This is a genomic window from Pseudomonas putida (assembly GCF_002906855.1).
Taxonomy (GTDB): Bacteria; Pseudomonadota; Gammaproteobacteria; order Pseudomonadales; family Pseudomonadaceae; genus Aquipseudomonas; species Aquipseudomonas putida_N.
This window is the reverse complement of the sequence record NZ_MINI01000038.1, coordinates 1,623,090-1,644,342: the sequence shown is the minus strand read 5'-3', so window position 1 is coordinate 1,644,342 and position 21,253 is coordinate 1,623,090. Positions and strand designations below refer to the sequence as shown.

General features: G+C 64.3%; 22 protein-coding genes. 14 read left to right on the top strand and 8 right to left on the bottom strand.

Annotated features, from left to right (window positions below):
• From ngg to BGP85_RS20255, 3 genes are all read left to right on the top strand, one after another.
• Positions 1-1,746, top strand: coding sequence for an N-acetylglutaminylglutamine synthetase (gene ngg, locus BGP85_RS20265; protein WP_103449577.1), 1,746 nt, complete (start codon positions 1-3; stop codon positions 1,744-1,746).
• A 109-nt stretch (positions 1,747-1,855) separates the two neighbouring features.
• The gene (locus BGP85_RS20260; RefSeq protein WP_103449576.1) at positions 1,856-3,040 is read left to right on the top strand and encodes an osmoprotectant NAGGN system M42 family peptidase; all 1,185 of its coding nucleotides are present in this window, start codon (positions 1,856-1,858) and stop codon (positions 3,038-3,040) included.
• A 55-nt stretch (positions 3,041-3,095) separates the two neighbouring features.
• Positions 3,096-3,323, top strand: a complete 228-nt coding sequence (locus BGP85_RS20255) for a YheU family protein (RefSeq protein ID WP_013971435.1) — start codon at positions 3,096-3,098, stop codon at positions 3,321-3,323.
• A gap of 66 nt (positions 3,324-3,389) precedes the next feature.
• Here BGP85_RS20255 and csrA read toward each other — a convergent pair whose 3' ends face one another.
• A complete protein-coding gene (csrA, locus tag BGP85_RS20250) occupies positions 3,390-3,578 on the bottom strand; it encodes a carbon storage regulator CsrA (protein WP_103449575.1) in 189 nt (62 codons plus the stop codon).
• 126 nt (positions 3,579-3,704) lie between these two features.
• Positions 3,705-4,514: an SDR family oxidoreductase gene (locus tag BGP85_RS20245; protein WP_103449574.1), complete on the bottom strand. Its 810-nt coding sequence runs from the start codon at positions 4,512-4,514 to the stop codon at positions 3,705-3,707.
• Between the two features lie 248 nt (positions 4,515-4,762).
• Here BGP85_RS20245 and BGP85_RS20240 point away from each other — a divergent pair, with 248 nt between their 5' ends.
• Entirely contained in the window at positions 4,763-4,915 is a 153-nt protein-coding gene (locus tag BGP85_RS20240; protein ID WP_012271016.1) for a DUF3309 family protein, read from the top strand.
• Between the two features lie 54 nt (positions 4,916-4,969).
• Here the strand turns inward: BGP85_RS20240 and BGP85_RS20235 are convergent, their stop codons facing one another.
• From BGP85_RS20235 to BGP85_RS20225, 3 genes are all read right to left on the bottom strand, one after another.
• Positions 4,970-6,634 (bottom strand): cation acetate symporter, encoded by a 1,665-nt coding sequence (locus BGP85_RS20235; protein WP_103449573.1) that lies wholly within the window; start codon positions 6,632-6,634, stop codon positions 4,970-4,972.
• Positions 6,631-6,942 (bottom strand): DUF485 domain-containing protein, encoded by a 312-nt coding sequence (locus BGP85_RS20230; protein WP_103449572.1) that lies wholly within the window; start codon positions 6,940-6,942, stop codon positions 6,631-6,633. The genes BGP85_RS20235 and BGP85_RS20230 overlap by 4 nt, the downstream gene beginning before the upstream one ends.
• A gap of 214 nt (positions 6,943-7,156) precedes the next feature.
• Positions 7,157-8,017, bottom strand: a complete 861-nt coding sequence (locus BGP85_RS20225; protein ID WP_103449571.1) for a glycine betaine ABC transporter substrate-binding protein — start codon at positions 8,015-8,017, stop codon at positions 7,157-7,159.
• Positions 8,018-8,213: 196 nt separating this feature from the next.
• Here BGP85_RS20225 and BGP85_RS20220 point away from each other — a divergent pair, with 196 nt between their 5' ends.
• Complete coding sequence (locus BGP85_RS20220) at positions 8,214-9,776, top strand: glycoside hydrolase family 17 protein (protein WP_103449570.1); 1,563 nt, start codon at positions 8,214-8,216, stop codon at positions 9,774-9,776.
• A gap of 27 nt (positions 9,777-9,803) precedes the next feature.
• Here BGP85_RS20220 and BGP85_RS20215 read toward each other — a convergent pair whose 3' ends face one another.
• The gene (locus BGP85_RS20215) at positions 9,804-10,172 is read right to left on the bottom strand and encodes a hypothetical protein (RefSeq protein ID WP_103449569.1); all 369 of its coding nucleotides are present in this window, start codon (positions 10,170-10,172) and stop codon (positions 9,804-9,806) included.
• Positions 10,173-10,361: 189 nt separating this feature from the next.
• On the opposite strand from BGP85_RS20215, the gene BGP85_RS20210 reads away from it, so the two are divergent.
• Both BGP85_RS20210 and BGP85_RS20205 read left to right on the top strand, forming a co-directional pair.
• Positions 10,362-11,660 carry a serine/threonine protein kinase gene (locus BGP85_RS20210; protein ID WP_103449568.1) on the top strand — a complete coding sequence of 433 codons (1,299 nt, stop codon included), beginning with the start codon at positions 10,362-10,364 and terminating at the stop codon, positions 11,658-11,660.
• A gap of 46 nt (positions 11,661-11,706) precedes the next feature.
• Positions 11,707-12,480: an MlaA family lipoprotein gene (locus tag BGP85_RS20205; protein WP_374755333.1), complete on the top strand. Its 774-nt coding sequence runs from the start codon at positions 11,707-11,709 to the stop codon at positions 12,478-12,480.
• A 15-nt stretch (positions 12,481-12,495) separates the two neighbouring features.
• Here BGP85_RS20205 and BGP85_RS20200 read toward each other — a convergent pair whose 3' ends face one another.
• Both BGP85_RS20200 and BGP85_RS20195 read right to left on the bottom strand, forming a co-directional pair.
• The gene (locus tag BGP85_RS20200) at positions 12,496-13,644 is read right to left on the bottom strand and encodes a patatin-like phospholipase family protein (protein ID WP_103449566.1); all 1,149 of its coding nucleotides are present in this window, start codon (positions 13,642-13,644) and stop codon (positions 12,496-12,498) included.
• 15 nt (positions 13,645-13,659) lie between these two features.
• Positions 13,660-14,595, bottom strand: a complete 936-nt coding sequence (locus BGP85_RS20195; RefSeq protein WP_103449565.1) for a lipid A biosynthesis lauroyl acyltransferase — start codon at positions 14,593-14,595, stop codon at positions 13,660-13,662.
• Between the two features lie 111 nt (positions 14,596-14,706).
• On the opposite strand from BGP85_RS20195, the gene minC reads away from it, so the two are divergent.
• The 7 genes from minC to BGP85_RS20165 all read left to right on the top strand — a co-directional run bounded on the left by minC (position 14,707) and on the right by BGP85_RS20165 (position 21,252).
• Positions 14,707-15,474 (top strand): septum site-determining protein MinC, encoded by a 768-nt coding sequence (minC, locus tag BGP85_RS20190; protein ID WP_103449564.1) that lies wholly within the window; start codon positions 14,707-14,709, stop codon positions 15,472-15,474.
• A 99-nt stretch (positions 15,475-15,573) separates the two neighbouring features.
• Positions 15,574-16,386, top strand: a complete 813-nt coding sequence (gene minD / locus BGP85_RS20185; RefSeq protein ID WP_027918150.1) for a septum site-determining protein MinD — start codon at positions 15,574-15,576, stop codon at positions 16,384-16,386.
• Between the two features lie 3 nt (positions 16,387-16,389).
• Positions 16,390-16,644 (top strand): cell division topological specificity factor MinE, encoded by a 255-nt coding sequence (gene minE, locus BGP85_RS20180; protein WP_009682849.1) that lies wholly within the window; start codon positions 16,390-16,392, stop codon positions 16,642-16,644.
• An 84-nt stretch (positions 16,645-16,728) separates the two neighbouring features.
• Positions 16,729-17,364, top strand: coding sequence for an RluA family pseudouridine synthase (locus tag BGP85_RS20175; protein WP_019472567.1), 636 nt, complete (start codon positions 16,729-16,731; stop codon positions 17,362-17,364).
• Positions 17,365-17,408: 44 nt separating this feature from the next.
• The gene (locus BGP85_RS20170; protein ID WP_103449563.1) at positions 17,409-18,698 is read left to right on the top strand and encodes a M18 family aminopeptidase; all 1,290 of its coding nucleotides are present in this window, start codon (positions 17,409-17,411) and stop codon (positions 18,696-18,698) included.
• Between the two features lie 188 nt (positions 18,699-18,886).
• Positions 18,887-19,054 carry a hypothetical protein gene (locus BGP85_RS28950; protein WP_165837385.1) on the top strand — a complete coding sequence of 56 codons (168 nt, stop codon included), beginning with the start codon at positions 18,887-18,889 and terminating at the stop codon, positions 19,052-19,054.
• A gap of 44 nt (positions 19,055-19,098) precedes the next feature.
• Complete coding sequence (locus tag BGP85_RS20165) at positions 19,099-21,252, top strand: mechanosensitive ion channel family protein (RefSeq protein ID WP_103449562.1); 2,154 nt, start codon at positions 19,099-19,101, stop codon at positions 21,250-21,252.
• The last annotated feature ends 1 nt before the right edge of the window (position 21,253 follow it).

The window sequence follows — 21,253 nt, the reverse complement described above, 5'->3', positions numbered from 1 at the left end:
ATGAAAGCCCACGAGATCGCTTACGGTCAGCGCCTGCTGCGCGGCCAGGCGCCGTCTTACGAGCGCCTGCAGGCGCGCCTGGCCGGCGACGGCAGCGAGCCCCACGACCAGCCGCGTGCCTTGCACTGTGGCTGGGGGCGGCTGCTGATCGGCCACACCTACCCGGTCCCCGCCAGCCTGGCCGCCGCGCTACAGGACGAACGCCCCGGCGAACGCGACATCGCTTTGTACGTGGCCGCCCCCCAGCAGCTGTTGGCCCAGGCGCCGCAGCAACTGTTCCTCGACCCCTCCGACACCCTGCGCCTGTGGTTCACCGACTACCGCCCGGCGCAGCGGGTGTTCCGCGGCTTCCGCGTGCGCCGGGCGCAGAACCCCGGCGACTGGCAGGCGATCAACACCCTGTACCAGGCCCGCGGCATGCTACCGGTCGACCCCGACCTGCTCACCCCGCGCCACCTTGGAGGCCCGGTGTACTGGCTGGCCGAGGATGAAGACAGCGGCGCGGTGATCGGCAGTGTCATGGGCCTGAACCACAGCAAGGCGTTCGACGACCCCGAGCACGGCAGCAGCCTGTGGTGCCTGGCAGTAGACCCGCAATGCACCCGCCCGGGCGTCGGTGAGGTGCTGGTGCGTCATCTGATCGAACACTTCATGAGCCGTGGCCTGGCGTATCTGGACCTGTCGGTGCTGCACGACAACCGCCAGGCCAAGCGCTTGTACGAGAAGCTCGGGTTCCGCAACCTGCCGACCTTTGCGGTCAAGCGCAGGAATGGCATCAACCAGCAGCTGTTTCTCGGCCCCGGCCCGGAAGCCGGCCTGAACCCCTACGCCCGCATCATTGTCGACGAAGCCTTGCGCCGGGGTATCGAGGTGCAAGTAGACGATGCGGCTGGCGGCCTGTTCACCCTCAGCCTCGGCGGCCGCCGGATTCGCTGCCGCGAGTCGCTGAGCGACCTGACCAGCGCCGTGACCATGACCCTGTGCCAGGACAAGCGCCTGACCCAGCATGCCCTGCACAGCGCCGGGTTGCAGGTGCCGGCGCAGCAATTGGCCGGCAACGCCGACGACAACCTGGCGTTTCTCGACGAGCATGGCGCGGTGGTGGTCAAGCCGGTGGATGGCGAACAGGGCCAGGGCGTGGCGGTCAATCTCACCTGCATCGAGGACGTGACCCAGGCCGTGGAAAACGCCCGCCGCTTCGACAGCCGCGTGCTGCTGGAGAGCTTCCATGCCGGCAGCGACCTGCGCATCCTGGTGATCGGCTATGAAGTAGTGGCAGCAGCGATTCGCCACCCGGCCCAGGTTATCGGTGATGGCAAGCACAACATCCGCCAGTTGATCGAGGCGCAGAGCCGTCGGCGCCAGGCGGCAACCGGTGGCGAAAGCCGCATCCCGCTGGACGACGAGACCGAGCGCACCCTGCGCGGCGTGGGCCTGGGCTACGACGATGTGCTGCCGGCCGGGCAGCGCCTGGCGGTGCGGCGCACGGCCAACCTGCATACCGGTGGCACCCTGGAAGACGTCACCGAGCGCCTGCACCCGGTGCTGGCCGATGCCGCGGTGCGCGCGGCGCGGGCGCTGGAGATCCCGGTGGTGGGCCTGGATTTCATGGTCCGCGATGCCGAGCACCCGGATTACGTGATCATCGAAGCCAACGAGCGGGCCGGCCTGGCCAACCATGAACCGCAGCCCACGGCTGAGCGGTTTGTCGACCTGCTGTTCCCGCATAGCCGGGCTTTGGCGTAACACAGTGCCGGCCCTTTCGCGGGACAAGCCCACTCATACAGGTTATCGCCCCCCCTGTAGGAGCGGGCTTGCCCCGCAGAAGGGCCGGCACAGGAAAAGAGGACTCCCAATGACCGAACGACACCTGGAACCCGACCTCGACTACATGAAGCGCGTCCTGCTGGAAATGCTCGCCATCCCCAGCCCGACCGGTTTCACCGACACCATCGTGCGCTATGTGGCCGAACGCCTCGACGAACTGGGCATCCCCTTCGAACTGACCCGCCGCGGGACCATCCGCGCTACCCTCAAGGGCCGGCAGAGTTCGCCCGACCGCGCCGTCTCGGCCCACCTCGACACTATCGGCGCCAGCGTGCGCCAGTTGCAGGACAATGGCCGCCTGGCCCTGGCCCCGGTGGGCTGCTGGTCGAGCCGCTTCGCCGAGGGCAGCCGGGTCAGCGTGTTCACCGACACTGGTGTGTTCCGCGGCAGCGTCCTGCCGCTGATGGCCAGCGGGCACGCCTTCAATACCGCGATCGACCAGATGCCGATCAGCTGGGAACACGTCGAAGTGCGCCTGGATGCCTACTGCACCACCCGCGCCGATTGTGAAGCGCTGGGCATTGCCATTGGTGACTTCGTCGCCTTCGACCCGCTGCCGGAGTTCACCGAAAGCGGCCACATCAGCGCCCGACACCTGGACGACAAGGCCGGCGTGGCAGCCCTGCTGGCGGCACTCAAGGCGGTGGTGGAAAGCGGCCGCCAGCCGCTGATCGACTGCCACCCGCTGTTCACCATCACCGAAGAAACCGGCTCTGGCGCCGCCGCCGCCCTGCCCTGGGACGTCAGTGAGTTCGTCGGCATCGACATCGCCCCGGTCGCCCCCGGCCAGGCCTCCAGCGAGCATGCGGTGAGCGTAGCCATGCAGGACTCTTCCGGGCCGTACGATTACCACCTGTCACGCCACCTGCTGAAGCTGGCCGGCGACCAGGATGTGCCGGTGCGCCGCGACCTGTTCCGTTACTATTTCAGCGATGCGCACTCGGCCGTAACAGCCGGGCACGACATCCGCACCGCGCTGGTGGCGTTCGGCTGCGATGCCACCCATGGCTACGAACGGACGCATATCGACAGCCTGGCCGCGCTCAGCCGCCTGCTCTCGGCCTACCTGCTGAGCCCACCGGTGTTCGCCAGCGACTCGCAACCGGCCAATGCCTCGCTCGAGCGGTTCAGCCACCAGCTGGAGCACGATGCGCAGATGGAGAGCGACACCCGCGTGCCGGCGGTGGACAGCCTGGTAGGAAACAAAAGCTGATGGCCATGGAATCGCGTAGCATGCAGGGATTCCTGAACAACACCGTGCGCTGCCCATGCTGATCCCCTACGACCAACTGCAAGCCGAAACCCTGACCCGCCTGATCGAGGACTTCGTCACCCGCGACGGCACCGACAACGGCGACGATACCCCGCTGGAAACCCGCGTGCTGCGGGTGCGCCAGGCATTGGCCAAGGGCCAGGCGTTCATCCTGTTCGACCCTGAGAGCCAGCAGTGCCAGCTGCTGGCCAAACATGATGTGCCCCGCGAGCTGCTCGACTGACAGGCCCGACCGCTTCGCGGGCTTGTCGGGGCGCCGAACCGCCGCGAAGAGGCCGCTACAGGCTGATCAGGGCTGATCAGCCTTGCGCGCCTGCGCCGCCTTGATCCGTCGATAGACTTCGGCCCGGTGCACCGGCACCTTGCGCGGGGCTTCCACGCCAAAGCGCACCATGCCATTGCGCGATTCCACCACCTTGATCCGAATATCGTCACCAATGGTGATGACTTCACCGACTTCACGCCCGATCACCAACATGCTCCGGTCCTCTCAACAGGAAAAAACCGCAGAGTGCTTGGGGATATTCGTCTGGACAATGCTTCGCCAGCAATTAAGAGCGAACCTACAGGGGCCGGTAATTTCTCCTACAGACAGATCCTACAGTCAGCGCGGCTGCGCCTTGGCTCGCATCTTCACCGCCATGTCCGCCATCTCGTCGTACAGCCGCTCCGGTGCCTGACGTTTGAGCTGCCAGGCCTGGCGCCCGGCCTCATGGGGCAGGATCAGAAACTCACCCGCCGCCACCTGCTGGTGGATGTAGTCGGCAATATCCGCCGCGCTGATCGGCGATCCTTCCAGCAGCTTGCCGACCTGGGCCTTCATCGCCGGGTTCGGCCCGCGGAAGGAATCGAGCAGGTTGGTCTGGAAGAACGACGGGCATACGCAGTGCACGGCAACTTCAAGCTGGCGCAATTCCACCAGCAGGCTTTCCGACAGCGCCAACACGCCGGCCTTGGCCACATTGTAGTTGCTCATCCCCGGGCCCTGCATCAGCGCTGCCATGGAGGCGACGTTGATGATACGCCCCTTGCTGCGCTCGAGCTGCGGCAGGAACGCCTTGCAGCCCTTGACCACCCCCATCAGGTTGACCGCGATCTGCCAGTCCCAGTCTTCCAGTGACAGCTCGGCGAAGAAGCCGCCCGAGGCGACACCGGCGTTGTTGACGACCACATCGATGCCGCCGAACCTTTCTTCGCAGGCCTGGGCCAGGGCGGTGAGCTGGCTGTAGTCGCGTACGTCGCAGCGCTGGACGAAGCCCTCGCCGCCTGCTGCACGCACTAACTCCAGGGTTTCGCGCAGGCCCGCTTCGTTGACATCGGCCAGCGCCAGGCGCCAGCCCTCGCGTGCCCAGCGCAGGGCGATCTCGCGACCGAGGCCGGAGCCGGCGCCAGTGATCATGATGCGGTTTTGCATGGTGGCACGCCTTGTTCTGACAGGTTGTGCAACGAGTCTAATCAAGGCCTTGGCCAGAGGCAGGATTCATCAGGATAGTGAATGGGCGGGCATGACTGTTTGGTCAGTACCGGCCTCTTCGCAGGCTTGCCCGCGAAGAGGCCGGTACTGACCAAACAGATGGAATCTTTCGCAAGCGGCGTCGGTCCGAATTTACAAGAGGCCAGCAGTCCGAGGCCCTTGACCCTCAACCACGCAAGGACTCCGTCATGACCACGATTCTCATCATCATCCTGATCCTTCTGCTGATTGGTGGCTTACCGGTCTTCCCGCACTCGCGCAGCTGGGGCTATGGCCCGTCTGGCATCGTCGGCGTGGTGCTGGTGATTCTGCTGGTGCTGTTGCTGCTAGGCATGATCTAGTCGCAGGAAAAGAAAAACCGCGCCAAGGCGCGGTTTTTCAATTGCCGAAGGGTATCAGTGCGAAACCGCGCCAGAAGCCCCCAGGCCAGTCTGCGAACGGACGAACTGCGGGTAGAACAGCGCACGCTCGTCGTCGGCCGCCTTGGACTTGTCGGTGACCGAGAAGAACCAGATGCTGACGAAGGCAATGGCCATCGAGAACAGCGCCGGGTATTCGTACGGGTAGATGGCTTTTTCGTGACCGAGGATCTGCACCCAGATGGTCGGGCCGAGGATCATCAGCGTCACCGCACTCACCAGGCCCAGCCAGCCGCCGATCATGGCGCCGCGGGTGGTCAGCTTCTTCCAGTACATCGAGAGCAGCAGTACCGGGAAGTTGCAGCTGGCGGCGATGGAGAACGCCAGGCCGACCATGAAGGCGATGTTCTGCTTCTCGAACAGAATGCCCAGACCGATCGCCAGCACGCCGAGGGCGACGGTGGTGATCTTCGACACGCGGATTTCATCCTTGTCGTTGGCCTTGCCCTTGCGCCAGACGCTGGCGTACAGGTCGTGGGAAACTGCCGAGGCACCGGCCAGGGTCAGGCCGGCGACCACTGCCAGGATGGTGGCGAAGGCCACGGCGGAGATGAAGCCGAGGAACACGCTGCCACCCACGGCATCAGCCAGGTGCACCGCCGCCATGTTGTTGCCACCGATCAGGGCGCCGGCGGCGTCCTTGAAGTCCGGGTTGGTGCTGACCAGCAGGATCGCGCCGAAGCCGATGATGAAGGTCAGGATGTAGAAGTAGCCGATGAAACCGGTGGCGTACAGCACGCTCTTGCGCGCTTCCTTGGCGTCACTGACGGTGAAAAAGCGCATCAGGATATGTGGCAGGCCAGCGGTACCGAACATCAGCGCCAGGCCCAGCGAGAATGCCGAGATCGGGTCCTTGACCAGACCGCCCGGGCTCATGATCGCCTCGCCCTTGGCGTGCACCTTGATCGCTTCGGAGAACAGCGTGTTGAAGTCGAAGCCGACGTGCTTCATCACCATCAGCGCCATGAAACTGGCACCGGACAGCAGCAGCACGGCCTTGATGATCTGTACCCAGGTGGTGGCCAGCATGCCGCCGAACAGCACGTAAAGGCACATCAGGATACCCACCAGGATCACCGCGACGTGGTAGTCCAGGCCGAACAGCAGCTCGATCAGCTTGCCGGCGCCGACCATCTGCGCGATCAGGTAGAACGCCACCACCACCAGCGAACCGGAAGCCGACAGGGTGCGGATTTCCTTCTGCCCGAGGCGGTACGAGGCGACGTCGGCGAAGGTGTACTTGCCGAGGTTGCGCAGGCGTTCGGCAATCAGGAAGAGGATGATCGGCCAGCCGACCAGGAAGCCGATCGAATAGATCAGGCCGTCGTAGCCAGAGGTGAACACCAGGGCGGAAATACCCAGGAACGAGGCCGCCGACATGTAGTCGCCGGCAATCGCCAGGCCGTTCTGGAAGCCGGTGATCTTGCCACCGGCGGCGTAGTAGTCCGCCGCCGACTTGTTGCGCTTGGAGGCCCAGTAGGTGATGCCGAGGGTGAAGGCGACGAAGGCCACGAACATGGCGATCGCCGGAACGTTCAGCGGTTGCTTCTGCACCTCGCCGGTCAGGGCATCGGCGGCCCACACGGCGGGTGCAAAGGCTCCGCAGGCCAGAACGGCCAGGGCTTTGGCGTGGCGAATCATTGTTGCGCCTCCTTCAGGATGGCCTTGTTCAGCTCATCGAACTCGCCGTTGGCGCGGCGCACGTAGATGGCGGTCAGGACGAATGCCGAAACGATCAGGCCGACGCCCAGGGGAATGCCCCAGGTAATCGACGAGTCAGGGCTGAGCTTGGTGCCCAGAAGCTGAGGACCGTAGGCGATCAGGAGGATGAAGGCGCAGTAGAGGCCGAGCATGATCGCCGAGAGAATCCAGGCGAACCGTTCACGTTTGCTGACCAGCTCCTTGAAGCGCGGGCTGTTTTGTATCGAGAGGTAAATGCTGTCGTTCATTGTTTTTGTCCTAGCAGCACAGATAGGGGATGGAACCCACACCCTTACTTTATGCAGCTATTGGACGCCAACCAGACGACCTTAGTCTTAGATGCAACGGTGTTTTACCGATTGCGTAACAAAGTGCCGGCCCATCGCGGGACAAGCCCGCTCCTACAGGCCTTGCAGGAGCGGGCTTGTCCCGCGAAGAAGCAAAACTGGCCCTGAAGGGTTTTTACTTGCCAGTCCACTCCTTCACGCGGTCCGGGTGCTTGGCCACCCAGTCCTTGGCCGCCGCCTCAGGCTTGGCACCTTCCTGTATCGCCAGCATCACCTCGCCAATCTCATCCTTGGACTGCCACTGGAATTTCTTCAGGAACTCCGCCACTTCCGGCGCCTTGGTGCCCAGTTCCTTGCTGCCGATGCTATTCACGGTCTCGGCCGCGCCATACACGCCTTTTGGATCCTCGAGGAACTTCAGCTTCCACTTGGCGAACATCCAGTGCGGTACCCAGCCGGTCACGGCAATCGACTGCTGCTTGGCGTAGGCGCGGCCCAGTTCGGCGGTCATCGCCGCACCGGAACTGGCCTGCAGCTTGTAGCCGGTCAGGTCATAGTCTTTGATCGCCTGGTCGGTCTTGAGCATCACCCCGGAGCCGGCATCGATACCGACGATCTTCTGCTTGAAACTGCTGTCGGTCTTGAGGTCGGCGATGCTGACGGCCTTGACGTACTCAGGGACGATCAGGCCGATCTTGGCATCCTTGAAGTTCGGGCCGTAGTCGACCACGTTGTCCTTGTTCTTGGTCCAGTACTCACCGTGGGTCACCGGCAACCAGGCCGAGAGCATGGCGTCGAGTTTACCGGTGGCCACACCCTGCCACATGATGCCGGTGGCCACAGCCTGCAGCTTCACGTCGTAGCCCAGTTTCTGCTTGATCACTTCTGCGGCGACGTTGGTGGTTGCCACACTATCGGCCCAACCGTCCACATAACCAATGCTCACTTCTTTGGCCATGGCCTGTGCAGCGCTCATGGCCAATACCAGGGCGGTGCCCACGCCCAGGAAACGGCGCATTCTTGTAAAAGTAGCCATCAAAGCATCCCCTCGTCAGGTCTTGGAGATTGCATCATCTTCCTGCAACAAAGGTCGACCTGCTCCCACTGCGACCTGTACCGCACCATTGGCGACAGCACTGTGCCATTAGCGGCATCGGCCTACGCCGGCCTGCGCGATCCTTGCATGCCAAAGGTTTGGCGCCGGGCTACTATCTAACGTTTTGCGCCTGACGATGGACCGCCCAATGCCTGATGCTTCCCGCCTGCTGCCGTTGTACCTGCTCGCCTGCCTGCTCGCCCTGCTTGGGCTGGGGGCGCTCTGGTACGGGCTGGGCAAGCCGGTCCTGCTGCCCGACGCCGCCAGCCCCACGCACAAACTGCAGTGTGCGTCGTACACCCCGTTCGACAAGGACCAGTCGCCCTTCGACCAGCCTTTCCGCCTGCGCCCGGCGCGCATGGACGCCGACCTGGCGTTTCTGGCCGAGCGATTCCAGTGCATCCGCACCTATTCGATGACCGGCCTTGAGGCAATACCGGCGCTGGCCCGCAAGCATGGGCTGAAAGTGATGCTCGGGGCCTGGGTCAACGCCAACCCGGTCGACACCGGCAAGGAGGTGGACGCACTGATCGCCGCCGCCAATGCCAACCCAGACGTGGTCAGCGCGGTGATCGTCGGCAACGAGGCGTTGTTGCGCAAGGAAGTGACCGGCGAGCAGCTGGCCGCGCTGATCAACAAGGTGAAAAGCCAGGTCAAGGTGCCGGTAACCTATGCCGATGTCTGGGAGTTCTGGTTGCAACACCCGCAGGTGGCGCCAGCCGTGGACTTCCTGACCATCCACCTGCTGCCCTACTGGGAAGACGACCCGCGCGGCATCGACGATGCCCTGGCCCATGTCGCCGACGTGCGCCAGGTGTTCGGCAACCGATTCGCGCCCAAGGACATCTTCATCGGCGAAACCGGTTGGCCCAGCGAAGGCCGCCAGCGCGAGACCGCCGTGCCCAGCCGGGCCAACGAGGCGCGTTTCATTCGTGGTTTCGTCAGCATGGCCGAGGCCAACGGCTGGCACTACAACCTGATCGAAGCGTTCGACCAGCCATGGAAGCGTGCCAGCGAGGGCGCCGTGGGCGGTTATTGGGGGCTGTACGATGCCGATCGGCAGGACAAGGGCGTGCTCGAAGGGCCGGTCAGCAACCTGCATTACTGGCCGCAGTGGTTGCTGGCGGGCGTGCTGTTGATGGCGGTCACGCTGCTGTTGGCCGGGCGCCCTGCAACACCGCTGGCGGCCCTGCTGCTGCCGCTGCTGGCCGCATTTGGCGCAGGCTGCCTGGGGTTGTGGGGCGAGTTGATGCGCACCCATGCGCGGTTTGCCGGGGAATGGGTGTGGGCGGTGGTGCTGGCCGGGCTGAACCTGCTGGTGCTGATGCATGCGGCCCTTGCCTTGGTCGGTCGTAACGGCTGGCGCGAACGGCTGTTCACCTGGTTGCAGGCGCGTGCAGGCTGGTGGTTGCTGGCTGCCGGCTTTGCGGCGGCGGTGAGCATGCTGGCGATGGTGTTCGACCCGCGCTACCGGAGCTTCCCGAGCGTGGCGCTGGCATTGCCGGCGGTGGTGTACCTGTTGAAGCCGGTGGCGGCTCGGCGAGCGGAGGTGGCGTTGCTGGCCTTTATCGTTGGGGCCGGGGTGTTGCCGCAGTTGTATCGGGAAGGGCTGGAGAACGAGCAGGCTTGGGGGTGGGCGGTGGTCAGTGTGTTGATGACCGCAGCCTTGTGGCGGAGCTTGCGGCTGCGCAGAGCTTGAGGTTCCGGGGCTACTTTGCAGCCCCTGTCAGCCCCGGCGCGGTTGCCGAACCAGCCGCAACCCCGCCAGCACCACCACGAACACCGCAATGCTGGCGGTGTACAGCACCAGCGCCGGAACACCAAAGACCAGCGCCAGCACCGCCAGCCACCAGCCGCCGCGACCGGCAATGACCTGGGCAAGCAACGCCAACCCCAATCCGGCCCAGGCCATCACCTGAAAGTGAATGCCCAACCCCAACCACGAACGCACCTGGCACTGCCAGTAGTCGCCTGGCACTGCGCACAGGCCAACCCACTGAGCATCCTCCATCAACCGATAGCGCACGCCATAACTGGCCGCGAGCCAGATGGCCAGAAACATCAGCAGTAGAGCGGCCGGCAGCGATCGAGTCATCCCATTCTCCAATAGCGGTAATCGAAATCATCCATGATCGCCCAAGCCCTGTTGTAAGGCAAAATCACAACCCTGCAGCTATGTTGCAGATAACAAGCACACCAAAGGCCAGTGCACTCGGCAACTTTGCCCAGGCAACCGTGGTCCTAGCCTGCATACTGCACGACCTTGATCCTTCTGGGGGAATACATGCTTCGATCTTGGCGCCTCGCCGCCCTTCTTGGCGGCCTGCTCATGGCTGCGGCCGCTTCGGCGCGGGATATCGACGCCGCAAGCTACGGCTACCCCTTGACCAACCCGTTCGAGGCGACCATCGCCACTACACCGCCGGAGCAGCGTCCGACCCTGCCCAGCGACGACGAGATAGACCAGTCCGACTACAGCCTGAACCTGCGCCCCGAGCGCGAGTTCACCCTGCCCGACAACTTCTGGGCAGTGAAGAAGCTCAAGTACCGCCTGGCGCGACAGGACCACGAGGCACCGCTGATCTTCCTCATCGCCGGTACCGGTGCGCCCTACTCCAGCAGCATCAACGAATACCTCAAGAAGCTGTTCTACCAGGCCGGCTACCACGTGGTGCAGCTGTCGTCGCCAACCAGCTACGACTTCATGAGCGCCGCCTCGCGCTTCGCCACGCCCGGGGTCAGCCAGGAAGACGCCGAAGACATGTACCGGGTGATGCAGGCCGTGCGTGCCCAGCACCCACGCCTGCCGGTCAGCGAGTACTACCTCACCGGCTACAGCCTGGGCGCGCTGGATGCCGCCTTCGTCAGCCACCTCGACGAAACCCGTCGCAGCTTCAACTTCAAACGCGTGCTGCTGCTCAATCCGCCGGTCAACCTGTACACCTCGATCAATAACCTCGACAAGCTGGTGCAGACCCAGGTCAAGGGCATCGACCGCAGCACCACCTTCTATGAGCTGATGCTCGAGAAGCTCACCCGCTACTTCCAGGACAAGGGCTACATCGACCTCAACGACGCCCTGCTGTATGACTTCCAGCAGTCGAAACAGCACCTGTCCAACGAACAGATGGCCATGCTCATCGGCACCTCGTTCCGCTTCTCGGCGGCCGACATCGCCTTCACCTCCGACCTGATCAACCGCCGCGGCCTGATCATTCCGCCGAAGTTCCCGATCACCGAGGGCAGCAGCCTGACGCCGTTTTTCAAGCGGGCCCTGCAGTGCGACTTCGACTGCTACATGACCGAGCAGGTGATCCCGATGTGGCGCGCCCGCACCGACGGCAACAGCATCCTGCAACTGGTCAACCAGGTCAGCTTGTATGCCCTGGAAGACTACCTGCACAAGAGCGACAAGATCGCCGTGATGCACAATGCCGACGACCTTATCCTCGGCCCCGGCGATATCGGCTTCCTGCGCAAGGTGTTCGGCGACCGGCTGACCCTTTACCCCCATGGCGGCCATTGCGGCAACCTCAATTACCGCGTCAACAGCGACGCCATGCTGGAGTTCTTCCGTGGCTAACCAATTCCTCCTCGCCACCGCGCTGCTCGTCGTCGCCGGCAATGCCCTGGCCGCGGAAACCGCGGCACGGGCCAGCGTGGTCGAAGCCGACCCGCAAGTTACCCATGCGCCGCTGACACCGGAAGCCGACGGTTTCATCGACCCGCTGCGCGAACTGAAATTCAACCCCGGGCTCGACCAGCGCGAGTTCGAACGCTCGACCCTGGAAGCACTGAACGTGTACGACCCGCTGGAATCGGTGAACCGGCGCATCTACCACTTCAACTACCGCCTGGACCAATGGGTGCTGCTGCCACTGGTCAGCGGCTACCAGTACGTCACGCCCAGCTTCGTGCGCACCGGGGTGAGCAACTTCTTCAACAACCTGGGTGACGTACCGAACCTGTTCAACAGCGTGCTGCAGCTCAAGGCCAAGCGCTCGGCGGAGATCACCGCGCGGCTGATGTTCAACACCATCATCGGCGTGGGGGGCTTGTGGGACCCAGCCACCAGCATGGGGCTGCCGCGCCAGAGCGAGGACTTTGGCCAGACCCTGGGCTTCTATGGCGTGCCGGAGGGGCCCTACCTGATGCTGCCGGTGCTCGGCCCGTCGAACCTGCGCGACACCACCGGGCTGGTGGTGGACTATGCCGGCGAGCAGGCGGTCAATTACCTGAACGTGGCCGAGGCCAGCGAAAATCACCCGGAGATCTTCGCCTTGCGCGTGGTGGACAAGCGCTACACCACCAAATTCCGCTATGGGCAGCTCAACTCGCCGTTCGAGTATGAGAAGGTGCGGTATGTGTATACCCAGGCGCGCAAGCTGCAGATAGCCGAGTAAGCATGCCTGGCGAAATCAGATGCCCAGGAACTGGCACAGCTCGCGCTTCTTGGCCAAGGCATCGCGCCGCCCCAGTTCGATCAGCTCGCTGCAATAGCTGGCCTCGAACAACAAATAGCTCAACACCCCTGCCCCGCTGGTCCGGGTTGCCCCCGGACCACGCAGGAACAGGCGCAACGCCGCCGGCAACTCGCGCCGGTGCCGCGCCGCAATCTCGTCCAGCGGTTGGCTGGGCGCTACCACCAGCACCTCGATCGGCGCCAGCCCCAGGCGCCGTGCATCCAGGTGCGCCGGCAGCAGCCGGCTCAGGTGGTTGAGCCGCTGCAGCAGTTCGATATCATCCTCAAGGCTGTCGATGAAAGTGCTGTTGAGCAGGTGCCCACCGATCTGCGCCAGGCTCGGCTGCTGGCCGCTGAACACACGCTGGGGCGGCAACGGCGCCGCCGGGCGCTGCGGGTTACCGCTGACCCCGACCACCAGCACCCGGCTGGCGCCCAGGTGCAGGGCCGGGCTGATCGGTGCCGACTGGCGCACCGCGCCGTCGCCGTAATACTCGTCGCCCAGGCGCACCGGGGCGAACAACAGCGGAATCGCCGCGCTGGCCAGCAGGTGGTCGATGGTCAATGGCGTGGGCACGCCGATGCGGCGGTGGCGCAGCCAGGCGTCGATGGTGCCGCGCCCTTGGTAGAAGGTCACCGCCTGGCCACTTTCATAGCCGAAAGCGGTCACGGCAACTGCCCGCAATTGCTCGGCGGCGATGGAATGGCCGATGCCATCCAGGTCCAGGTGCGACTCCAGCAGGCCGCGCAGGGGGCTGCTGTCGAGCAAGGCCACCGGCGCCTGTCCGCCAAGGCCAAGCAGGCTGTGGCCGACGAAGCGGCTGGCCTGGCGCACCACGCCGGGCCAGTCGCTGCGGATGACCAGGCGGCTGCGGAAGTTCTGCCAGAACGCGGTGAGGCGCTGCACGGCGTCGTTGAAGCGCGTGGCGCCACTGGCCAGGGTCACGGCGTTGATGGCACCGGCCGAGGTGCCGACGATGACCGGGAACGGGTTGGGCGCGCCGGGCGGCAGCAGCTCGGCGATGCCGGCGAGGACGCCGACCTGATAGGCCGCGCGGGCGCCGCCGCCAGAAAGGATCAGACCAGTTACCGGGGGTGGCGCCATGGATTGAGTCCTGGATCAGCGTTTTTTCTTGTCGTACAGCCGCGGCGCGCCCTCGGGCCGCGACTTGAAGCGCCGATGCGCCCACAGGTACTGCTCCGGGCACTCGCGCAGCACGCCTTCGACCCACTGGTTGATGCGCAGGCAATCGGCTTCTTCGCTCTCACCGGGGAAGGCCTCCAGCGGCGGGTGGATCACCAGACGATAGCCGCTGCCGTCCTCCAGGCGCTTCTGGGTGAACGGAATCACCTGCGCCTTGCCCAGGCGGGCGAACTTGGTGGTCGCGGTGACCGTGGCTGCCGGAATACCGAACAACGGCACGAAGATGCTCTGCTTGGCGCCGTAGTCCTGGTCCGGTGCGTACCAGATCGCCCGGCCCGAACGCAGCAGCTTGAGCATGCCACGCACGTCATCACGCTCCACGGCCAGCGAATCGAGGTTGTGCCGTTCACGGCCACTGCGCTGGATGAAGTCGAACAGCGGGTTGCCGTGCTCGCGATACATGCCGTCGATGGTATGCGCCTGGCCAAGCAACGCGGCGCCGATCTCCAGGGTGGTGAAGTGCACCGCCATCAGGATGGCGCCTTGCCCGGCCTGCTGCGCCGCCTGCAGGTGCTCGAGGCCTTCGATGTGGGCCAGGCGTGCCAGACGGGCCTTAGGCCACCACCAGCTCATGGCCATTTCGAAGAAGGCGATGCCGGTGGAGGCGAAGTTGGCCTTGAGCAGACGCCGCCGTTCGTCGTCGGACAGTTCCGGGAAGCACAGTTCGAGGTTGCGCGCGGCAATGCGCCGGCGCTCGCCGGCCACGCGGTACATCAGCGCGCCCAGGGCACCGCCGAGCCACAGCAGGGCACGGTAGGGCAACTGCACCACCAGCCACAGCAGGCCCAGGCCCAGCCACAGGCCCCAGAATCGCGGGTGGAGGAAATAGGGTCGAAAACGCGGGCGTTCCATTGAAGCTTCCGGCAAGACAAAGGCCGAGCATTCTACAACGGATCGGCACCGGTTGCGGCCAACCGGTCTTATCGCTATAAGTCAGGGCACTTTTTTCGCAACAAGCCGTCTATGCAGACCATGAGCCCAAACCACACATCCGATACCGCCTCCGTGTTCCAGCTCAAGGGCAGCATGCTCGCCATCACTGTGCTGGAACTGGGGCGTAACGACCTGGAAGCCCTCGACCGCCAGCTGGCGGCGAAAGTGGCCCAGGCCCCGAATTTTTTCAGCAACACGCCGCTGGTGCTGGCGCTGGACAAGCTGCCGGCCAACGAAGGGGCGATCGACCTGCCCGGGCTGATGCGTATCTGCCGCCACCATGGCCTGCGAACCCTGGCGATCCGCGCCAACCGCATCGAGGACATCGCCGCGGCGATCGCCATCGACCTGCCGGTGCTGCCGCCGTCCGGCGCCCGCGAGCGACCGCTGGAGCCCGAACCCGAGGTGAAGAAGGTCGAGCCCGTGCCTGAGCCGGCCCCGGCTCCGGCGCCAGCCGAGCCAGAGGTGCGCCCTACCCGCATCATCACCTCCCCCGTGCGCGGCGGCCAGCAGATCTACGCCCAGGGTGGCGACCTGATCGTCACCGCTTCGGTCAGCCCGGGTGCGGAACTTCTCGCCGATGGCAACATCCATGTGTACGGCGCCATGCGCGGCCGCGCCCTGGCCGGGATCAAAGGCAATACCAAGGCGCGTATCTTCTGCCAGCAGATGACCGCCGAAATGGTCTCGATCGCCGGCCAGTACAAGGTGTGCGAAGACCTGCGCCGCGACCCGCTATGGGGTGCCGGCGTGCAAGTCAGCCTGTCCGGTGACGTGTTGAACATCACCCGTCTTTAACGGATACTTGCCGTCATTTTTAGAGCAACTTTTTTATCTGTTGCCGTTTTTTGCATTTTGCTGGGACACGTGTCCCGACTTATTTAGGGGTGAAACACCTTGGCCAAGATTCTCGTCGTTACTTCCGGCAAGGGGGGTGTGGGCAAGACCACCACCAGCGCCGCCATCGGCACCGGCCTCGCACTGCGCGGCCACAAGACTGTCATCGTCGACTTCGACGTGGGCCTGCGTAACCTCGACCTGATCATGGGCTGCGAACGCCGCGTGGTGTACGACTTCGTCAACGTGGTCAACGGCGAAGCCAACCTGCAGCAGGCCCTGATCAAGGACAAGCGCCTCGAGAACCTGTTCGTGCTGGCCGCCAGCCAGACCCGCGACAAGGACGCCCTGACCCAGGAAGGCGTGGAAAAAGTGCTGATGGACTTGAAAGAGCAGTTCGAGTACGTCATCTGCGACTCCCCGGCCGGTATCGAGAAAGGCGCTCACCTGGCGATGTACTTCGCCGACGAAGCCATTGTCGTCACCAACCCGGAAGTCTCCTCGGTACGTGACTCGGACCGTATGCTGGGCATCCTGTCGAGCAAGTCGCGCCGCTCCGAAAACGGCGAAGAGCCGATCAAGGAACACCTGCTGATCACCCGTTACCATCCCGAGCGCGTGGTGAAAGGTGAAATGCTCAGCGTCGCCGACGTCGAAGAAATCCTGTCGATCAAGCTCAAGGGCGTGATCCCCGAGTCCCAAGCCGTGCTGAAGGCCTCCAACCAGGGCATCCCGGTCATCCTCGACGACCAGAGCGATGCCGGCCAGGCCTACAGCGACGCGGTCGACCGCCTGCTGGGCAAAGAGAAGCCGATGCGCTTCATCGATGTACAGAAGAAGGGATTCTTCGAGCGCATTTTCGGGAGCAAATAAACCATGAACCTTTTTGACTTCTTTCGTGGCAGGCAGAAACAGACCAGTGCGTCGGTAGCGAAAGAGCGTCTACAGATCATCGTGGCGCACGAGCGCGGCCAGCGCAGCGAGCCGGACTACCTGCCGGAGCTGCAGAAGGAACTGCTGGAAGTGATCCGCAAGTACGTGAACATCGGCAACGACGATGTGCACATCGAGCTGGAGAACCAGGGCAGTTGCTCGATTCTGGAACTGAACATCACCTTGCCTGATCGCTGATCCAGGCGTTTCAGGCACAGGCGAAAACCACTGGGGCTGCATTGCAGCCCCAGTGGTTTTTGTCATTTTCACAGAGAACACGCAATGCCGCTGTCGAACATCCAGATCCTCCATGAAGACGCTGCCATCCTGGTGATCAACAAACCGACCCTGCTGCTGTCGGTGCCCGGCCGTGCCGAGGACAACAAGGACTGCCTGATCACCCGCCTGCAGGAAAACGGCTATCCGGACGCGCTGATCGTGCACCGCCTGGACTGGGAAACCTCCGGCATCATCCTGCTGGCCCGCGATGCAGACAGCCACCGCGAGCTGTCGCGCCAGTTCCACGACCGCGAGACCGAAAAGGCCTACACCGCGTTATGCTGGGGCCAGCCGGCGCTGGACAGCGGCAGCATCGACCTGCCCCTGCGCTACGATCCACCGACCAAGCCTCGGCACGTGGTTGACCATGAGCAAGGCAAGCATGCGCTGACCTTCTGGCGCATCGTCGAGCGTTGCGGGGACCACTGCCGGGTCGAACTGACGCCGATCACCGGCCGTTCGCACCAGCTGCGCGTGCACATGCTGTCGATCGGCCATCCGTTGCTGGGCGACCGCCTGTATGCCAACCCGGAGGCGCTGGCGGCCCATGAGCGGCTGTGCCTGCATGCCTCGATGCTGAGCTTCACCCACCCGGTTTCCGGGGAGCGCTTGAAGTTCGAGTGCCCTGCCCCCTTCTGAAGGTATCTGCGCTAAACTCGCGCCACTGCTGTCTGGAGTGAGTTATGCGCGAAGCACTGAATACCGGCCTGATTGAATTCCTCAAGGCCTCCCCGACGCCTTTTCATGCCACCGCCAGCCTGGCCCAGCGCCTGGAGGCGGCCGGCTACCAGCGCCTGGACGAGCGTGACAGCTGGGCTACGGTGCCCGGTGGCCGCTACTACGTTACCCGCAACGACTCCTCGATCATCGCGATCAAGCTGGGCAAGCAGCCGCCGCTGCTGAACGGCATCCGCATGGTCGGCGCCCACACCGACAGCCCGTGCCTGCGGGTCAAGCCACAGCCCGAGCTGCAGCGCCAGGGCTTCCTGCAACTGGGCGTGGAAGTCTACGGCGGCGCGCTGCTGGCACCGTGGTTCGACCGCGACCTGTCGCTGGCCGGGCGTGTCACCTTCCGCCGTGACGGCAAGGTCGAAAGCCAGCTGATCGACTTCAAGCTGCCGATCGCGATCATCCCCAACCTGGCGATCCACCTGAACCGCACCGCCAATGAAGGCTGGCAGATCAACCCGCAGAACGAGCTGCCGCCGGTGCTGGCCCAGGTGGCCGGTGACGAGCGCATCGACTTCCGTGCCGTGCTCACCGAGCAGCTGGCCCGCGAGCACGACCTCAACGCCGACGTGGTGCTGGATTACGAGCTGAGTTTCTACGACACCCAGGACGCCGCGCTGATCGGCCTGAACGGCGACTTCATCGCCGGCGCCCGCCTAGACAACCTGCTGTCGTGCTATGCCGGCCTGCAGGCGCTGCTGAGCGCCGACAGTGACGAGACCTGCGTGCTGGTGTGCAACGACCATGAAGAGGTCGGCAGCTGCTCGGCCTGCGGCGCCGACGGCCCGATGCTCGAACAGACCCTGCAACGCCTGCTCCCGGACGGCGACGCTTACGTGCGCACCATCCAGCGCTCGCTGATGGTCTCGGCCGACAACGCCCACGGCGTACACCCCAACTACGCCGACAAGCACGACGGCAACCACGGGCCCAAGCTCAATGCCGGCCCGGTGATCAAGGTCAACAACAATCAGCGCTATGCCACCAACAGCGAAACCGCCGGGTTCTTCCGCCACCTGTGCATGGCCCAGGAAGTGCCGGTGCAGAGCTTCGTGGTGCGCAGCGACATGGGCTGTGGTTCGACCATCGGGCCGATTGCGGCTAGCCACCTTGGGGTGCGCACGGTGGATATCGGCTTGCCGACCTTTGCCATGCACTCGATCCGCGAGCTGTGTGGCAGCCAAGACCTGGCGCACCTGGTGAAGGTGCTGAGCGCCTTCTACCGTAGCCGCGAGCTGCCTTGAGATTGATGTAGGCAGGCCCGGCCTTTTCGCGGGACAAGCCCGCGCCTACAGGCGATCGCGTTCCCTTGTAGGAGCGGGCTTGCCCCGCGAAAGGGCCGGGCCTGCAAACAGATGCCCAGGATCAATCCCCCTTCTGCCCAACCCGCTATGCTTGTTGTATGACCCCCAAAGCAGAAGGACCGCTGCCCATGTCCCCCTTTCTCTCACTGTTCGTGCCGGTGTTCCTGTTCCTGATGCTGCTGACCATCGGCTTCAGTATGCGTGAGCGCAATATCGGCGTGCTGATGATGTGGATCGGCACGCTGGGCATTTTTGGCCTCACCTGCTGGACGATCCTGGAGAAACTGCCGACATAAACCTCTACACTCGGTCAATCGTTTGACCTGAGGTAGATTTCCCGGTGCCAGCCTTTCTGCGTTGCCTAGCCCTGCTGCTGTTCATCTTCATGTCCCCGGTCCAGGCGGCGGGCTTGCCCAGCCTGCTGGGCTCCAGCGCCCCCGCCCAGCCCGAAGCCACCGAACCACTGGGCAAGTCCCTGGACGAGGTGATCAAGAACCTCGAAAACGACCAGCAACGCGCCAAGCTGCTGGCCGACCTGAAGAAGCTGCGCGACGCCACCAAACAATCGCAACCCACCGTCGAACAGGGGGTCCTGGGCCTGATCGGCGGCGCCCTGTACGACTTCGAAAAACAGTTCAGCGGTGATTCCAGCCCCTTCTACCGCTGGTCGCAGGAAATCGAACAGGCCCAGGCCGAACTGACCGAGCTGATCGTGCCGGTACATCAGTGGCCGGCCATCCTGTTCGGCTTTGCCGCGGTCATCGCGGTGTGGAGCCTGCTGGCCTATGCCTTCAACTGGGTCGGCCACCGCGTGCGGGTGCGTTTCGGCCTGACCGAGGAACTGCCGCAACACCCCCGTACCTGGGACCTGGTGCGCTTTGCCCTGCGCAAGCTGGGGCCGTGGTTGGTGGCTCTGATCTTCACCGTGTACCTGAGCTTCGCCCTGCCCCCGTCGCTGGGCAAATCACTGGCCATGGTGCTGGCCTATGCACTGGTGGTCGGCACCTGTTTCTCGGCCATCTGCGTGATCGCCTTCTCGCTGCTCGACGGCCCCCATCGCCACCGCGCCTTGCACATCCTGCGCCACCAGGCCTTCCGCCCGCTGTGGCTGATCGGCAGCTTCGCCGCCTTTGGCGAGGCCATGAGCGACCCGCGCATGCTGGTCGCCCTGGGTACCCACCTGGCCCATGCCCTGGCAACCCTGGCCAATGTCATCGCGGCGCTATCGTCCGGCCTGTTCATCCTGCGCTTCCGCCGGCCGATCGCCCACTTGATCCGCAACCAGCCCCTGGCCCGGCGCCTGACCCGGCGCACCCTCAGCGACACCATCGAGATCCTCGGCAGCTTCTGGTTCGTGCCGGCGCTGATCCTGGTGGCAGTCTCGCTGTTCGCCACCTTCATTTCCGCCGGCGACACCAGCACCGCCCTGCGCCAGTCGCTGATGTGTACCGTGCTGGTGGTGGTGTGCATGGTGCTCAACGGCCTGGTGCGCCGCCACGCCGCCAACCCCAAACGCGCCAGCAAGCGCCAGGCGGTATATGCCGAGCGCTTGCGCAATTTCGGCTACCTGCTGGTACACCTGTTCATCTGGCTGGTGTTCATCGAACTGGGGCTACGCGTGTGGGGCCTGTCGATGATCGGCTTCGCCGAGGGCGACGGCCATGAAGTGAGCGTGCGCCTGCTGGGCCTGGCCGGCACGCTGATCGTCGCCTGGCTGGTGTGGATCCTCGCCGATACCGCCGTGCACCATGCCTTGGTGCGCTCGCGCCGAGGCCTGGCCAACGCCCGCGCGCAGACCATGATGCCGCTGATCCGCAACGTGCTGTTCGTGGTGATCTTCATCATCGCGGTGATCGTCGCCCTGGCCAACATGGGCATGAACGTCACGCCGCTGCTGGCCGGTGCCGGTGTGATCGGCCTGGCCATCGGTTTTGGCGCACAGTCGCTGGTGGCCGACCTGATCACCGGTTTATTCATCATCATCGAGGACTCGCTGGCGATCGACGACTACGTCGATGTCGGTGGCCACCTGGGCACGGTCGAAGGCCTGACCATCCGTACCGTGCGCCTGCGTGACATCGACGGCATCGTGCACACCATCCCGTTCAGCGAGATCAAGAGCATCAAGAACTACTCCCGTGAGTTCGGTTACGCGATCTTCCGTGTGGCGATTCCGCACAGCATGAACATCGACCAGGCGATCACGCTGATTCGCGAAGTGGGGCAGAAACTGCGCAACGACCCGCTGATGCGCCGCAACATCTGGTCGCCGCTGGAATTGCAGGGGGTGGAGAGTTTCGAGTCTGGCTCGGCGATCCTGCGGGCACGGTTCAAGACCGCGCCGATCAAGCAGTGGGAAGTGTCGAGGGCGTTCAACCTGGCCTTGAAGCGCCAGTTGGATGAGGCAGGACTGGACCTGGCCACGCCGCGGTTGTCAGTGCAGGTGGTCACCGCCGGAGGGGGCGGGGTGACAGAAGCCGGTTCCTCCAGTTAAG

Excerpts from the sequence above, each read along its gene's own strand:
- csrA (WP_103449575.1), bottom strand. The coding sequence starts at position 3,578 with ATGTTGGTGATCGGGCGTGAAGTCGGTGAAGTCATCACCATTGGTGAC.
- BGP85_RS20245 (WP_103449574.1), bottom strand. The coding sequence starts at position 4,514 with ATGCAAAACCGCATCATGATCACTGGCGCCGGCTCCGGCCTCGGTCGC.
- BGP85_RS20255 (WP_013971435.1), top strand. The coding sequence starts at position 3,096 with ATGCTGATCCCCTACGACCAACTGCAAGCCGAAACCCTGACCCGCCTG.
- BGP85_RS20225 (WP_103449571.1), bottom strand. The coding sequence starts at position 8,017 with ATGGCTACTTTTACAAGAATGCGCCGTTTCCTGGGCGTGGGCACCGCC.
- BGP85_RS20215 (WP_103449569.1), bottom strand. The coding sequence starts at position 10,172 with ATGACTCGATCGCTGCCGGCCGCTCTACTGCTGATGTTTCTGGCCATC.
- BGP85_RS28950 (WP_165837385.1), top strand. The coding sequence starts at position 18,887 with ATGTCCCCCTTTCTCTCACTGTTCGTGCCGGTGTTCCTGTTCCTGATG.
- BGP85_RS20235 (WP_103449573.1), bottom strand. The coding sequence starts at position 6,634 with ATGATTCGCCACGCCAAAGCCCTGGCCGTTCTGGCCTGCGGAGCCTTT.
- BGP85_RS20170 (WP_103449563.1), top strand. The coding sequence starts at position 17,409 with ATGCGCGAAGCACTGAATACCGGCCTGATTGAATTCCTCAAGGCCTCC.
- BGP85_RS20200 (WP_103449566.1), bottom strand. The coding sequence starts at position 13,644 with ATGGCGCCACCCCCGGTAACTGGTCTGATCCTTTCTGGCGGCGGCGCC.
- BGP85_RS20195 (WP_103449565.1), bottom strand. The coding sequence starts at position 14,595 with ATGGAACGCCCGCGTTTTCGACCCTATTTCCTCCACCCGCGATTCTGG.
- BGP85_RS20240 (WP_012271016.1), top strand. The coding sequence starts at position 4,763 with ATGACCACGATTCTCATCATCATCCTGATCCTTCTGCTGATTGGTGGC.
- minC (WP_103449564.1), top strand. The coding sequence starts at position 14,707 with ATGCAGACCATGAGCCCAAACCACACATCCGATACCGCCTCCGTGTTC.
- BGP85_RS20175 (WP_019472567.1), top strand. The coding sequence starts at position 16,729 with ATGCCGCTGTCGAACATCCAGATCCTCCATGAAGACGCTGCCATCCTG.
- BGP85_RS20260 (WP_103449576.1), top strand. The coding sequence starts at position 1,856 with ATGACCGAACGACACCTGGAACCCGACCTCGACTACATGAAGCGCGTC.
- BGP85_RS20230 (WP_103449572.1), bottom strand. The coding sequence starts at position 6,942 with ATGAACGACAGCATTTACCTCTCGATACAAAACAGCCCGCGCTTCAAG.
- ngg (WP_103449577.1), top strand. The coding sequence starts at position 1 with ATGAAAGCCCACGAGATCGCTTACGGTCAGCGCCTGCTGCGCGGCCAG.
- BGP85_RS20220 (WP_103449570.1), top strand. The coding sequence starts at position 8,214 with ATGGACCGCCCAATGCCTGATGCTTCCCGCCTGCTGCCGTTGTACCTG.
- minE (WP_009682849.1), top strand. The coding sequence starts at position 16,390 with ATGAACCTTTTTGACTTCTTTCGTGGCAGGCAGAAACAGACCAGTGCG.
- BGP85_RS20210 (WP_103449568.1), top strand. The coding sequence starts at position 10,362 with ATGCTTCGATCTTGGCGCCTCGCCGCCCTTCTTGGCGGCCTGCTCATG.